Genomic DNA, 12,358 nt, shown 5'->3' with positions numbered 1-12,358 from the left:
CCCCCCCCCCCCCCCCCCCCCCCCCCCCCCCCCCCCCCCCCCCCCCCCCCCCCCCCCCCCCCCCCCCCCCCCCCCCCCCCCCCCCCCCCCCCCCCCCCCCCCCCCCCCCCCCCCCCCCCCCACCCCAATTTTTTTCGTGCTGTCGTCGGCAGCGTCAGATGTGTATAAGAGACAGGCCAAGCGCCGGATGATACCCTGTTACGAGATGACGCTCAGCCATGCGCTCTGTCCATTAATGTGCAGCACATTGCCTCATACCAGCATATTTCTGCGCATATTGTAATCGGTGGCATTCGGAGCACGGAGCATGCCCCTGTTCCAGCAGTTTTAATTCGGATGACGAACGGCGATATACACGTCGCTCTGGATGACCGCGGAGCGGGCAGGACATTTCGTGAGGCGCTCGACATTGTGGCCTCTGGCCGCAATGTAGATCTGGGTGAGTCTCAGTTCACCGCAGCCAGGGCAAGCGCACTCGCCTAAGCGCGATGGCTGCAAGCTGAAGGCCGCCATCTAGGCGGCTTTTTGTTTACCCTACATGCTGTGGCGATCGATGCAGTGGTAGACTTAGCTCAACCGAAAGGATGAGCTAACCCTAATAACCAGCTGTTTACTTATTGAGGCCACTATGAGCGCACTGCAAGAATTCTCGGCGATTAAATCCGATGACGATCTCTATTCTTTTCTAACGCGGTATGCTCTTGTTGAAGATCTCAATGCTGAAAAACCTGCCTCTATAGGGCGCGGAGTTCTTGGTGTGTATGTTGGTCAAATTGAAGGTCATGCTGTCCAAGTTACCCATCGCTGGCGTGACCCCAGCGGCCCTTTTCAGAATGAACCGGACATTCACAAGGCGATCCTTCAGATGGCTGGGGTCGGCTACAAGGAAGTGGAATACGAAGGCTAACTTCCTAATATGAAGGCCGCCATCTAGGCGGCCTTTTCGTTTACATCATCTTACCGGCAGCAATCATCAGCGCAATGCCTATCAGCGCCGGCACCCAGCGGTTGCCTCTCGCCCCTCCAGCAAACACCACCAAGCCAACCAGACCCAAGGTCATAGGAAACGTCATTCGAGACTCCATTTCATTAGCGCAGGCACGTCGCACTGCAAAAGAGTATATGCAAACACAGGTGCCATAATTTGCACCAAACCCCACAAAAGCTAATCCTGCCGTTATGCAGCCATATTTTCCTGCCGTTTCAGCCTGTTGTCATCTCCAAACGCGCTGAGTGACCACCCCCTAAATTTCCCCTGAAATCACCCCGTCAAACCCGCAATTCTCGCCCCAGAAACGCCCCGCCTGACCCGCCATTCGCCCGAACAACCCTGACCCCGCCCGAACCCAGCAGAAGAACAAGAAAGTGCTTTTCCTCGCCCGCCAGCCAGTAGTCGAAAAGACAAAATCTTTCACCCGCAGCCGACACCGACGACAGAGAGAAGACCAACTAAATAGAACTAGAAGAGCGCCCGGATAAGAACAAGCGCGGAAGGAACAAGAGAAGGGAAGAGAAGAGACGTAAGAAGAGACACAAAGCGAGCCGTAGGCGAGCGGAGTCCAGTCGTCACATCTTAAAAGCCCTCCTAGCCATTTCCTTTCTTTCGCTCGCGCCCATCCCACCAGGAGACGCTCAGGGGGCAATTTCCCTCCAAGCCCAGCTTTCACGCCTACCGTGACAGATCACAATCAGCCCACATCAAAACACGAAAGGGCAACCATCATGATGAGGCACGAGCGTCCGCTGATCCGACTGCGGAAGGAAGAGGGCAAGAACAGCTATGGGGAGCTGACCGGGACTCTCTATTTCGAGGTGGTTGAAGAGCGCTCTCCGGGTGAGTTCTCCATCCCCAGCTTTCTGTATGACCATCCGAAGAGCCGCTTCTTCAACTGGCTGACCGGGAAGGCCTGGGTCTGGAAGGGCATTCAAGGCGATGGGCCGATTGTCAGCTATGACCAGCTCTCCTACGAGACGAGGTGGATGACTGGCAGGCTTGATGCCGATCGGGCCGAGCGCATGTTCAAGACCTTGAGTTGGATTGACCGGCAGATAGACAAGGCCCAGGACAAGACCAGCCTGAGCTGCAGCACGCCGTTCAGCTACCTGATGAACCTGGCGGAAGCCCTCAACGTGAAAGGCTTCGTGATCGACGGCGAGGTAGTGCCGACAGGGTTGGCTGCGCTGCGGATTCAGCAGATGCTCAACGAGCTGAGCGCCTACGTTTGCGCCGGCCAGGCAGACGCGGCTTAGCGGGTAGGGAAGGCATAGTCCTTCCTCTCCAGGCAGTCCGTCGTTCCTTGGCATTGGACGGTCTTCTTCTCCTCGGCCTTCGGGTGGTTTAGGCTCTGTGAGGTGCGGGGCAGGTATCCTGTCCCTGGTGGGCACAATGCAGCCCATCGAGAACAACGCAGCACCGAAGAGACTCACCATGCTGAGGCACCTGAAAGCACATTTGGAGAACACCCTGAGCGCAGACATGCTTGCTGGGGCGGTGAAGGCCTTCCGGTTCGAGCTTTACTCGAAGCCCGGCCCTGTAGATGAGGCGCTGCCGGCGCCCAATGGGACGGAGGTGATCCAGTCGCAAGAGGTCTTCAAGATCACCTGCGACCTCTACCGCGCAGAAGGCAAGCACTACGACGAGATCGTCACCTTCTTTGTTGACGGCCGGAGCTGGGAGCAGGATGGTTTGCTGCATGATGATGCGCGGCGGAGGCTTGAGTTGTTCTGCAGGCAGGAACGAAACGACGCCCGCGCGTATGCCCTGAGATATGCTGTTCTGGCGGCCCTTGATGCGCTGCCAGGCTAACCCGTCACTGTAGTCGTGGTGATGCCCTGATCGGCTTGATAACCCGATCTTTTCGCCCCGTTCCGTGAGTGTGCCCGGACGGGGCATCTTTTTACGCTCGGGAGCGCCTTGGAAACGGATACGGCTAGGGCGCCCTATATGGCCAGGCGAGGATACGGCAGCGGATTTGTATACGGCTCGAAGCCCATAATGGCCCAGGAGCGGGGCGCGGCATGACTTCAGTGTGGAGGAAACCGGCAGCCCGCGCGGCAGGTGGGTGAAGGCCGCCTGGTAAGGCTGCGGGCGCCGCGGTGACATGCTCCAGCTGAGCTGCGAGCATGGGGCTATTATAGAGTCGGAAACCAGGCTTGAATTCGGCAGTTCTATGCCAAGGAATTTTCTTCCGCTGTTCCCTGTCCAATTGGCATGTGGGATGATTCAGCTTTCATCACAAAAGAGACAGTAGATGGAAAGGTGGAAACAAGCCGCAAAGATATTTGATAATCTTGGGCTGGCGGCACTGGCAGCAGCAATCACGGTCATTCTGCGAGATATGACTGGCCTTACCGGCAAATTCCAACTGAAGATGCCGACGGGAGACTCCGGGGCGCTGCTGTTCGAGGCAATCCTCTTCTATGCAGGATTTCAAGTGGTCGCTATTCTGATCTTAGGGTTTGTTGACGAAAGTAAGCGGGGGGCGTAATGGACGCAATTGGACAACTGACCTTCATGGACCTGTTCCACATCTTTTTCGGGTCTGCACTGGCCATCGGCGCTATCGTCGCATTCATTGCTCAGCGCCGGGTTCGACAGATGCGCAATGAGCGCGCAAGAGTGGAGGCCTGCAAGCAGGCCGGAGAGTCCAAGACTGCCGATCTGGAAGAAGGCGTGGTATCTGCTGCGGACGCCGCCCGTTTCATGAGGACGCTGACTGCCCTCAGCACGGCGCTACATGAGGTCAATCCGGCGGTAGCGCGCTACCGCACAAGCTCGCCTGAAGCCCACCACAAAAAATCCCTGAGAGCGGGCCACTCGCGTCATGCAGCCCCTCGGGATGAGCACGGCGGTCTGGCTGCAAGCTAAACAAGCCACCACAAACAGCACAAGCCCCAGCACAATCTGGGGCTTTTTCTTTGCCTGCGGGCGAGGTTCAGAATTTGCCCTCAAATCAATGAGGGCATACATGTGAAGCTGGATACCCACATCACCACCGATGGCGAGATGACCATCGTCATTCAAAGAGACATCTACGCGGCCAGGCGTTGGACCCTGACGACGGTCTACCCAGAGGTCGATCCAACCATGCAGGTCCATGAGTCCTATCCCCTGGCGCGTGCGGCGATGCTGGGGCAGTGGGCGGAAGAGTATTCGCACCTTCCTGAGCTTGAGAGCGCCGATGACGCGCTCGTCTATCTGGTCAAACATGGCATGGTTCGGGAAATGCAGGTCAAGCTCGCCGATAACACAACTGCAGAATAACCCTCATGCGCTGCACTGCTCGGGGTAGTCAACGGGGCGGGTTGTCGCTGGTGGGGCCGACCCCATCAGACCCGCACGCCTAGCGCCCAGCTTCAGCAGGGCAGCGCACTTACATGAAAGGGCAAACTCATGTTCGAGGCAGTTCAGCAGGCGCGCTCCATGATGCGCAGCAATCCCGATGTGACCGTCAATGAGGTTGGCAGCGTTCTGGCCCAGATGGGGCTGTCGCTGACCGAGGTGAAGGCGGCGATCAACCTGGCAGTGAAGTAAGCTGCCGGCAAGCCCTGCGGGGCTTGTGTAGTCCATCCCTCCAAGGCAACCAGTCCTTCGGCACCAGGCATTCCAGTCTCTCGTTTTCAGGCATTCAAGCGCGCCGCGGGCGCGATCTCACACTGACCCCATCGACAACAGCAAAAGGGCGCCAGCATGCGCTACAGCTACAGCATGGGTCTCTTCCAGCACCTTCATTACCGCGTTCTGTTCTTGACCAAAGTCCTCGATGGCACGGCCGGCCTCTGCACGACCGACGACTTCGGCAACCTGGTCCTGGTCAATGTCCGGGCCTCCGCGATCTCCCTGGGCGACTGAGTAGCAAGACGCCCAGCCTGCACCCGGTCAGCACAATACACCCATCGACAAACAGAACAACGAAAGGGCTTTCATCATGCGCTTTACCCATAACGACACCCAGAACGGTTTCCTGCACGAGCTGAGCGCGGAGATCCGCAACGATGTGTGGTGGGTGGTTCATCGCCGCACCGACACCAACTCCGGCAAGACCGAGACTGAAGGCCGGATGTGCGTCGGGGGTGAAACAACGCTTGGCAGCATGTTTGCCAGCGTGGTCTTGAGCATCACTCAGCCGCTGATGTCCGCTTAAACGGTTTGCCCATGCCAGCAGCCCCGGAAACGGGGCTTTTGCGAATCTGAGTCAATTGCCGAGGAAATGAAAGCGCGACGGGATATAGCGGAAGAGGGGTGCGAGCTGAATGATCCTAGGAAATTTATATACGGCTAGGGTGCCCTAATAGGGGTTTGGCGATGCCCGGATGATGGCAATCAGAATATCGGGAAAAGTGGAAAGCAAACCAACCCCATTTCCCAAGCTAGGGCATGTGTCAGACAGGAATTTCTCATATTTTCTGATTTTGGTTCTTGTCAATAACCAATGCCCTGATTTACTCATTTGAAAAGCGATTTTCTAAAAAGTGTATCGGCTGCGCGACAGTGCCCGAATTGATCGCTTCCCTATTATAGCAAGCGCACGCGCAATATCTGAAGCCGTGTGAATCGTAAAGGAAAATAATCAGTCATGACTGACTTTTTTATAATCTATGTTGCAAAACCGCAAGTGAAAGAAAAGCGCGAAAAGATGAAAAAATAGTTGCACGATTTTTTTATTCGTTTTATGATTCTCTCACGGTCAAGCAAGACAACAGACCGAAAATAAAACATCATTTTTTAAAGGGCAATTATCATGCAAAACCAAAACCGCGCTATCGAATTTCAAAACATCGTTTTTACCGCCCTCGCTGCTAAAGCTGCGCAACCTACCACGCGCGCCCACTATGACAGCGAAAACAAAAACCCTGATATTGCTTGCTGCTTTGAAAAACAATCTAGTGTTCATTTCTTGCGCGCTACTACTTGCGACATGCTGCTAAGCATGGGCTTTGAAGCTAAAGGCTTTGCTGACGCGCTTGTAAGCGTCCCGCAAAAGCAAATCAAGCGCGCGACTCAATTCTTGAATGCGCTTGACGCGGGCGATATTTCCCTAGCAGATAAAACAAGCGTTGTTTTGCTTTGCACTGCTACGCGCTTTGAAAACCGCTTGCCCAAAACCGAGCTTGCTTACTACGCGCTGACGGGCAAGGGCGATGAAAACACAAGCGATCTGACCCATGGGATAGGGTTTCAAAAGCTGTTCAAGACTTTTGCGACTACTTGCGCGGGCACTGCGACGACTCAAACATCGCGCAGTCAAGGGAAAAACGGATTCTTTCACCTGCTAGATATGACTGCGCATGACAGCGAGGGAAACACGGTTATTAACATCGGTTCCCCATTGGTAGCGAAGTTCGCGCAAGTTGCAGAAAAAACACTTGCGAAAGTTTGGGGTTAAAACGGGCTAGGGCGCGTTTTTAAGGTGGGCAAGCTGGGTATGCTTGCCCAGCAAGACAAAAGCCCGTCAAACGGGCTAGAAAGGGCGAAAAATCATGATTCGAGTTAAACCAACTGTCACAGCAGACGCAAGCACAATTTTTCAGGGTTTCAGCTGGGCGAATAGCAAGCCTGCACCGAGTCGGGCAAGCGTAGAAAAGCAAGCCCAGCAAGACATGGGCAAGCGCGCAAAACTTCAAGACGTTGTAACCGAATATGTAAATTCTGGTGACTGGTGCGACGATAGCGCGGTAATGCTGGGCGCGATAGATCCCGATCAATTCAGCTTGACGCTTGAAGCGTAGGGCACAACAGCGAAGTCTTAGAGACTTCGCGCGGGCTGGTATCCATTGCCGCCTAATTTTTCCTAGACCTCTTTCGTCCTTTCCATCCTGGCGCCGGCCGGCGATACCCATCCTTTCCTACCCCGCCTGTCTTCCCGGACAGCTGGCAAACCCTCCCCAAGCTGCTATCGTCAGAATTTTGCTCGTGCGCCCTGCTCGTAGACTGACCGGCATTGCATACGCCGTCGTTTGGCGACTGGCCACGCAACCGACAGGGGCGTCCCATGCAGCACATGACACAAGAAGGGCAGCATCACGCAGCCGACCATTCCGACAGGCCTGTTCAAGCCGTATATCCCGTTGCCACAGGCGCGTCATTCACCGAGCGAGGCGGCAAGGTCATAGCTACTTCCCCCATCTATCTGCGCGAGGATCGTATGGCTTGGGTGGGCGACACCGTGCGTTACCCCGATGGAACTGAAGCCAAGATTATCAGTGGCGTTGGCGCCGCCAGCGTGGTGGACGGACGACCACTAGCCATCGTCGGCAGTGCGCTGGATAACGGGGACCGTATCGCCGGCCCCGTCCATAACGACATCATTTTTATCCAGTATGCGGATGAACCGCCAATCGAAGGCCTGCTTGATCCTGCGTATGTGCCAGGGCTGAGGGAGAGCCAACGGAATGGGTAAGGCCATTATCCGCGAGGGCGACTCTACCTCTCATGGCGGAACGGTTCTGGAGGCATTCCCCACGCTCACCGTCTACGGCAAGAACGCTGCCGGGATCGGACACCAGGTTTCCTGCCCAAAGTGTAAAGGCAACTTCCCGATTGTGGCGGGCGCAGCCAACTACACCTTTATGGGGAAGAACGTCGCCGTCGAAGGCATGCAGACCTCGTGCGGGGCCGTTTTGATCGCTTCGCAGGGGCAGGCCACGGTAGACAATACACCTGGCGCAAGTTCCATGATGGCCGGCGCAGCGGGAGCCGCATCTGTTGCGGCCGCCGCTGCCGCAATCGCTGGAGTCATGTTCAACGAAAAATACCAACTGCGCGATGAGGAAGGGCAGCCACTGAAGAACGCTGAATACACGATCATTCGGGCAGATGGTAGCAAGGAGCATGGCAAGTCAGATGGAAGCGGTTATACGCACATGATTGACGATCACGAGGCCGCCGAGGTGGTGGCAATCCATATTGGGGATTTCGATGCCTGAAACACTCGTCAGTGAGCCGACAAAAACGCCCTTGATCAAAGTGGCTGAAAAAACCACAACGCCAAACACGGATACCTCCGCCAAAGTTATCAAAGTAGACAAGAAGGCCATTCGCAAAGCTCAGAATGAAGAGTATTTGAGCAACCCTAATGTAAAGGCTTTTCTGGATACTATCGCAGACTGTGAAGGGGGCGATTATGATTTCATGTATGGTGCTGTTAAGGGAAAGAAAAACGACAAGTGGAGAATAAAAGATTATTCTACCCACCCTGGCGCGGGGGCGGGTGGAAAAACGACAGCTGCCGGTAGGTATCAAATCAATAAGGCAAACTGGACTGAAAACGGTATCAAAAAAATGGGGCTGACGGATTTCTCGCCCCATACACAAGACTTGATCGCGGTAGAAGGCTTGAGACAGGCCAAGGCCATTGAGGCAGTCGTAGATGGGGATATGTCTGTAGCTATTCCCAAGGCCGCAAAAACATGGAACTCCATGCCGCTAGGCAAGGGCGTGGGCAACAGGGTAGCTGGACAGCACTATTTCAAATATGAAGAAGTAGTATCGATGTTCAAAGGTCATGGCGGAACCGTAAGCAAGGAATAAAGATGGCCATAAAATTTTTAGGCGTATTCATTGCGGTATTCTCAAGCATCACGCTTGCTAAGCCAATTTTTGAAACATATACGGAAGAAAAAACGGATGGTTGGTCAGCTGTATCTCAGATACTGGCGGAGACGATTATAAAATCAGATGCTGACCTTAAGTCACAAGCAGATGAGGAAATGGCCGACAAGGATTTCAAGCCGGGAGATTACAATCAATTATTCGCAAGCCGAGACCTGCCCCTGGCCACTGATCAAAAGATAAAGTTTTTATTTATCCGCCCCAAGTCTGAACCATACTTTCAGACTTTCTACGGGGCACATACGTTCTTCCATTGGATCGTAGACCAACAGGGCAAAATTATATTTGCGGGCAATTCTGATTCGTTCCGCGTTCTGAAAAGTGGATCGAATGGAATGAAGGACATTGAAGAGGCTCAATGTAGAGGCGGGAAGTGCTATCTAACAAAGCTCTCATTCAAAGCTGCAGGGTATGAAGAAGTATCCTGCAGGACTCAATTTATCGTGAGTGGAAAAATTAAAGAGGGCTGCGACTAACCTGTTTTATAACTGCGAAAATGGTGGCCCAGCGTCAGCCTGAATTTTCCGCGAAGAACATCAGCGATTGCTCTTCGGTCTGGAAGTGGATATTGAAGCTCCTGCTGATCAGCTCGTTGTTCTGGCTCTGCAGTGCGTAAATATGCGCGAACTTCTCGGCATAGAAGCCGATCCACTCATCAAGCGTGGCAAAAGCAGATTGGGGGCGAAGTGCGGCGTTCAGGTCGCGGATTGCTTCTGACGAGGCCGCAAAGAAGTCGTAGTCGAGCGGGAAGAACATCAGCAGCTCGCCTGGGCCGATCTGCTCGATCGCCTCATCAGTGACGATGTGCAGCCGCGGGCCTTCTGGCGTTGACGCAGACAGGATCAGCCGCGTGATGTCGATCTGCTCGTTCGGGCCGGCCTCCTGGCGCCGATACGTCTTTTCGTGCGCCAGTAGCGCCGGCAGTGACGCTAGGGCAGCGCCGCGGATGAGGTGTTCCAGCGTGCGTTGAACGACGCCATACTCGCCGGTGCCGGTGAATACGCCGCCTGGCCAGTCGTGGAGCTTCTTCGAGGCGATGTTCCGCCTGAAGGCTGTGCGATTGCTGAACGCAACCGTCGTGTTATCGGCAGAGACGATGAGACTATCTTCGGCCTGCATTGCAATGATGAATGTCATGCTGAGCGAATGATGTATTTGATTTTCTAATCCAAACTATCCTACCCTGGAGGGCAAAATGTCAGGCGGCGGTTACATCAGAATAGCAGGGGGCAATATCGAAATTCATTGCCCCGGAACGGTTAGTGTTCGTGGACAGAATATCGCGCACTCAGGGCCAGCGCAAATCGGCATGAATATGCAGGGCATGCCATCTGGCGATCTGCACAGCCTTTCATTCCAGGTCAAGGATAGCCAGGGCAATATCATGAGAAACACCCCCTATGTTCTCAAGGACGGAAAGGGGCAGCTTTTCAAGGGGATCACCGACAAGCACGGCCGGACGCAGCAGATACATACCAGCAATCCAAATGACCTTTCTGCGCATTTAGACCTCGGTGCTATGGGCCACAGTTTGGAAGATTAATGGCTATGGCACAACCGAAGATAACAACGGCAAAGACTCAGCCAAAAGATAAGAACGCAGTAGTCGAGCACCGTGATGATGTGTATGTCCTCGTGATTGGATTTGAGGTCAATAATCCGGTCTATCGTGAAACGCCAATTGAATTTGGCGTGACAAAGAAAGTTCACTACGTCCTAGAAGACCCAGGTCACACCTTCATGTATCTGACCAAGAATCTGAAGGTTACATTCTTTTACAGCCTTGGCCCGCATGCGGGAGCATCAACAGCCGAGCGCGCTCTTGGCAAGGGCACCCCGGAATATCCGATTCCAGGACTCACGCGATTGTATAGACTCATAATAACCGAGTCTCAATATGAGAAGATGCTCGCCAAGGGTAAGGAGTATCGTGCGGATGTTCTGGCCGGGAAGCGATATTACAACATCTTCAAGAACTTCACTTGTGCCAGAAGTGCAAGGGACATCATCGAAGCTGGCTGGCCTGCCGTTCCTGCCGGCGGTAGCCCAATAGGCACCCCCATCCCGACAAGGGAGGACTATGTAAATCCCTATGCTTTCTACGAGGCGATCAATGGCAAGTTCCCGACTGCTGAAATAAAGCTCGGTGAAAACGAAGAAGAGTGGAGCAGGATAATGAGGTTTTCCAATGATAAACCTGGCATATTGCCTGACCCCAGCTTATATCCCGCATCTTGGAAAGTAGTAAAGAAGAAAAATGAGAACTAGATCCAAGATTCTTACCATAGCAATATTTGCAATTTTTATCATTTGCGGAGTAATCTTTATGAGCGGTCAGAATGAGGGGCAGGTTCCAAAGATACATGACAGTCTTATTGGGAAGGGCGGAACTGTTGTAGATTACGATTACTTCATAAATGAGAAGATGAGCAAGAAGAAGTTAAGCTCAGTAGATAAATCTAACTTAATTAAATTTATTGATGTTAATCTCAGCATTTTAAGTGGTGCATCCAGTGTTGATGCTGTGAACAAAAGTGATCCAAATACAAAAATTGAACTGTTCGTTCCAAAATTGCCACAAGATCCAATAATATCGGCAAGCACTTATTATACATACATAATTAAAATGCCCACCCAAACATCCAAGGGCGAGGTGGGAGATTTTTTGAGTTCGTTAAAACGAAAAAATGAGAGTGCGCCGTGGGAGTATGCCTACATCCCAATTAGGAATGGGTTTAATATTCCAACATTTACAAACTTTAGCAAGGAAGATTTTGAAAAACTCCATTTGTCGGCTTCTGAAAAATTTTTCCTTTCTGATTTGGAATCAAAAAAACATGCCGTAGATTTCTATCAAGATTCGGATTTTAAGAAGTTTTATGATTACGGTGATAACGGCGCCAACTTCGCCTTCTACAAATTCACCACAACAAGAAACTCTATTCCTCTTTCCGTGGTTTTTGGCGTCCTTGAGGATCAATATGACGAGAGTGCGGAATTTCCCAGCAACTGGTTCTACGTCTACATGAAACGCGAGGGCTGATGCGGCCCGGCGCCATCTTTCTTATGCTTTTGGCGCCAGCCAGCCTGGCTGCCAAACACACAGATACGGACTTGCATAGCTTCAAGGCGGGGGCCGAAGTCTGCACCCACCTGGCCGGCGAGTGGGATGTGGATCTGCCTGATGAGAACAAGGTCGAAATCAAGCGGGGCATGAACGAGAGCTGCGGCCGGGCCAAGGCCTTGTAAAACGTCAGCCAGGATTAATGGTAAAATTCAAGCCAAAACAATGGCTTACGGTGGGCGTGTGTAATTTTTGGCTTTATCCCGGTCATACCCCTTGTATCCCGTCCTGCAGAAGCGTTATTTGCACGACCCGGCCGTCAAACAGCTTTTGCGAAAATACCGGGACTTGAAGAATTACCAAGCCTGGAGCTGAACGGGCAGAGCCACAGCGTGTTTGGAGTGTCGCATAGCTAACGTGGAACTAGCATTCAAGAGTGGAACCAATTATGCTTTCGTCACATGCGCCGCACGGGCGCCAAACCAAACACTAGGAGGCCGTATGTCGGACGGAGAAGTTCAAACTCCTGTCTCTTATACACATCTGACGCTGCCGACGACAGCACGGAGGTGTGGGGGGGGGGGGGGGGGGGGGGGTGGGGGGGGGGGGGGGGGGGGGGGGGGGGGGGGGGGGGGGGGGGGGGGGGGGGGGGGGGGGGGGGGGGGGGGGGGGGGGGGGGGGGG

At 53.6% G+C, this 12,358-nt stretch carries 21 protein-coding genes; 19 read left to right on the top strand and 2 right to left on the bottom strand.

Translation table 11 applies throughout. The features are described 5' to 3' along the window. Window positions 1–628 precede the first annotated feature (628 nt). Window positions 629–907 carry a hypothetical protein gene (locus tag JHD59_RS20700; protein ID WP_199155635.1) on the top strand — a complete coding sequence of 93 codons (279 nt, stop codon included), beginning with the start codon at window positions 629–631 and terminating at the stop codon, window positions 905–907. 40 nt (window positions 908–947) lie between these two features. On the opposite strand, the gene JHD59_RS23140 is transcribed toward JHD59_RS20700, so the two are convergent. After that, on the bottom strand, window positions 948–1,073 hold the full coding sequence (locus JHD59_RS23140) for a hypothetical protein (RefSeq protein ID WP_255521421.1): 126 nt from the start codon (window positions 1,071–1,073) through the stop codon (window positions 948–950). A gap of 649 nt (window positions 1,074–1,722) precedes the next feature. Here JHD59_RS23140 and JHD59_RS20695 point away from each other — a divergent pair. From JHD59_RS20695 to JHD59_RS20630, 14 genes are all read left to right on the top strand, one after another. After that, the gene (locus tag JHD59_RS20695) at window positions 1,723–2,250 is read left to right on the top strand and encodes a hypothetical protein (RefSeq protein ID WP_199155634.1); all 528 of its coding nucleotides are present in this window, start codon (window positions 1,723–1,725) and stop codon (window positions 2,248–2,250) included. Window positions 2,251–2,428: 178 nt separating this feature from the next. Beyond that, window positions 2,429–2,806 (top strand): hypothetical protein, encoded by a 378-nt coding sequence (locus JHD59_RS20690; RefSeq protein WP_199155633.1) that lies wholly within the window; start codon window positions 2,429–2,431, stop codon window positions 2,804–2,806. Window positions 2,807–3,251: 445 nt separating this feature from the next. Then, window positions 3,252–3,488 carry a hypothetical protein gene (locus JHD59_RS20685; RefSeq protein ID WP_199155632.1) on the top strand — a complete coding sequence of 79 codons (237 nt, stop codon included), beginning with the start codon at window positions 3,252–3,254 and terminating at the stop codon, window positions 3,486–3,488. Further along, complete coding sequence (locus JHD59_RS20680) at window positions 3,488–3,868, top strand: hypothetical protein (RefSeq protein WP_199155631.1); 381 nt, start codon at window positions 3,488–3,490, stop codon at window positions 3,866–3,868. Before JHD59_RS20685 ends, JHD59_RS20680 begins: the two co-directional genes overlap by 1 nt. Before the next feature lie 102 nt (window positions 3,869–3,970). Continuing rightward, complete coding sequence (locus JHD59_RS20675) at window positions 3,971–4,264, top strand: hypothetical protein (RefSeq protein WP_199155630.1); 294 nt, start codon at window positions 3,971–3,973, stop codon at window positions 4,262–4,264. Between the two features lie 129 nt (window positions 4,265–4,393). Further along, the gene (locus JHD59_RS20670; RefSeq protein WP_199155629.1) at window positions 4,394–4,534 is read left to right on the top strand and encodes a hypothetical protein; all 141 of its coding nucleotides are present in this window, start codon (window positions 4,394–4,396) and stop codon (window positions 4,532–4,534) included. Window positions 4,535–4,690: 156 nt separating this feature from the next. After that, window positions 4,691–4,852 (top strand): hypothetical protein, encoded by a 162-nt coding sequence (locus JHD59_RS20665; protein WP_199155628.1) that lies wholly within the window; start codon window positions 4,691–4,693, stop codon window positions 4,850–4,852. A gap of 76 nt (window positions 4,853–4,928) precedes the next feature. Then, window positions 4,929–5,144, top strand: coding sequence for a hypothetical protein (locus tag JHD59_RS20660; RefSeq protein WP_199155627.1), 216 nt, complete (start codon window positions 4,929–4,931; stop codon window positions 5,142–5,144). Between the two features lie 597 nt (window positions 5,145–5,741). Further along, window positions 5,742–6,386, top strand: a complete 645-nt coding sequence (locus tag JHD59_RS20655) for a hypothetical protein (RefSeq protein WP_199155626.1) — start codon at window positions 5,742–5,744, stop codon at window positions 6,384–6,386. Between the two features lie 94 nt (window positions 6,387–6,480). Continuing rightward, entirely contained in the window at window positions 6,481–6,729 is a 249-nt protein-coding gene (locus JHD59_RS20650; protein ID WP_199155625.1) for a hypothetical protein, read from the top strand. A 263-nt stretch (window positions 6,730–6,992) separates the two neighbouring features. Then, the gene (locus JHD59_RS20645) at window positions 6,993–7,400 is read left to right on the top strand and encodes a PAAR domain-containing protein (RefSeq protein ID WP_199155624.1); all 408 of its coding nucleotides are present in this window, start codon (window positions 6,993–6,995) and stop codon (window positions 7,398–7,400) included. Next, a complete protein-coding gene (locus JHD59_RS20640; protein WP_233164433.1) occupies window positions 7,393–7,926 on the top strand; it encodes a PAAR domain-containing protein in 534 nt (177 codons plus the stop codon). The genes JHD59_RS20645 and JHD59_RS20640 overlap by 8 nt, the downstream gene beginning before the upstream one ends. Further along, window positions 7,919–8,530: a glycoside hydrolase family 104 protein gene (locus tag JHD59_RS20635; RefSeq protein ID WP_199155623.1), complete on the top strand. Its 612-nt coding sequence runs from the start codon at window positions 7,919–7,921 to the stop codon at window positions 8,528–8,530. The genes JHD59_RS20640 and JHD59_RS20635 overlap by 8 nt, the downstream gene beginning before the upstream one ends. A 2-nt stretch (window positions 8,531–8,532) precedes the next feature. Next, entirely contained in the window at window positions 8,533–9,087 is a 555-nt protein-coding gene (locus JHD59_RS20630) for a hypothetical protein (RefSeq protein ID WP_199155622.1), read from the top strand. Between the two features lie 34 nt (window positions 9,088–9,121). Here the strand turns inward: JHD59_RS20630 and JHD59_RS20625 are convergent, their stop codons facing one another. Next, complete coding sequence (locus JHD59_RS20625; RefSeq protein WP_199155621.1) at window positions 9,122–9,748, bottom strand: hypothetical protein; 627 nt, start codon at window positions 9,746–9,748, stop codon at window positions 9,122–9,124. 58 nt (window positions 9,749–9,806) lie between these two features. On the opposite strand from JHD59_RS20625, the gene JHD59_RS20620 reads away from it, so the two are divergent. The 4 genes from JHD59_RS20620 to JHD59_RS23135 all read left to right on the top strand — a co-directional run bounded on the left by JHD59_RS20620 (window position 9,807) and on the right by JHD59_RS23135 (window position 11,860). Beyond that, window positions 9,807–10,154 (top strand): DUF2345 domain-containing protein, encoded by a 348-nt coding sequence (locus tag JHD59_RS20620; RefSeq protein WP_199155620.1) that lies wholly within the window; start codon window positions 9,807–9,809, stop codon window positions 10,152–10,154. Continuing rightward, window positions 10,154–10,879 (top strand): hypothetical protein, encoded by a 726-nt coding sequence (locus JHD59_RS20615; RefSeq protein ID WP_199155619.1) that lies wholly within the window; start codon window positions 10,154–10,156, stop codon window positions 10,877–10,879. The genes JHD59_RS20620 and JHD59_RS20615 overlap by 1 nt, the downstream gene beginning before the upstream one ends. A gap of 58 nt (window positions 10,880–10,937) precedes the next feature. Then, window positions 10,938–11,654, top strand: a complete 717-nt coding sequence (locus tag JHD59_RS20610; RefSeq protein WP_233164432.1) for a hypothetical protein — start codon at window positions 10,938–10,940, stop codon at window positions 11,652–11,654. A 71-nt stretch (window positions 11,655–11,725) separates the two neighbouring features. Then, a complete protein-coding gene (locus JHD59_RS23135) occupies window positions 11,726–11,860 on the top strand; it encodes a hypothetical protein (RefSeq protein ID WP_255521420.1) in 135 nt (44 codons plus the stop codon). Window positions 11,861–12,358 lie beyond the last annotated feature (498 nt).

Origin of the sequence: Chromobacterium sp. ASV23 (genome assembly GCF_016428945.1) — a bacterium.
Lineage (GTDB): Bacteria > Pseudomonadota > Gammaproteobacteria > Burkholderiales > Chromobacteriaceae > Chromobacterium > Chromobacterium sinusclupearum.
The sequence above is the reverse complement of the archived record's forward strand: the minus strand, read 5'-3'. Positions and strand labels throughout refer to the sequence as shown.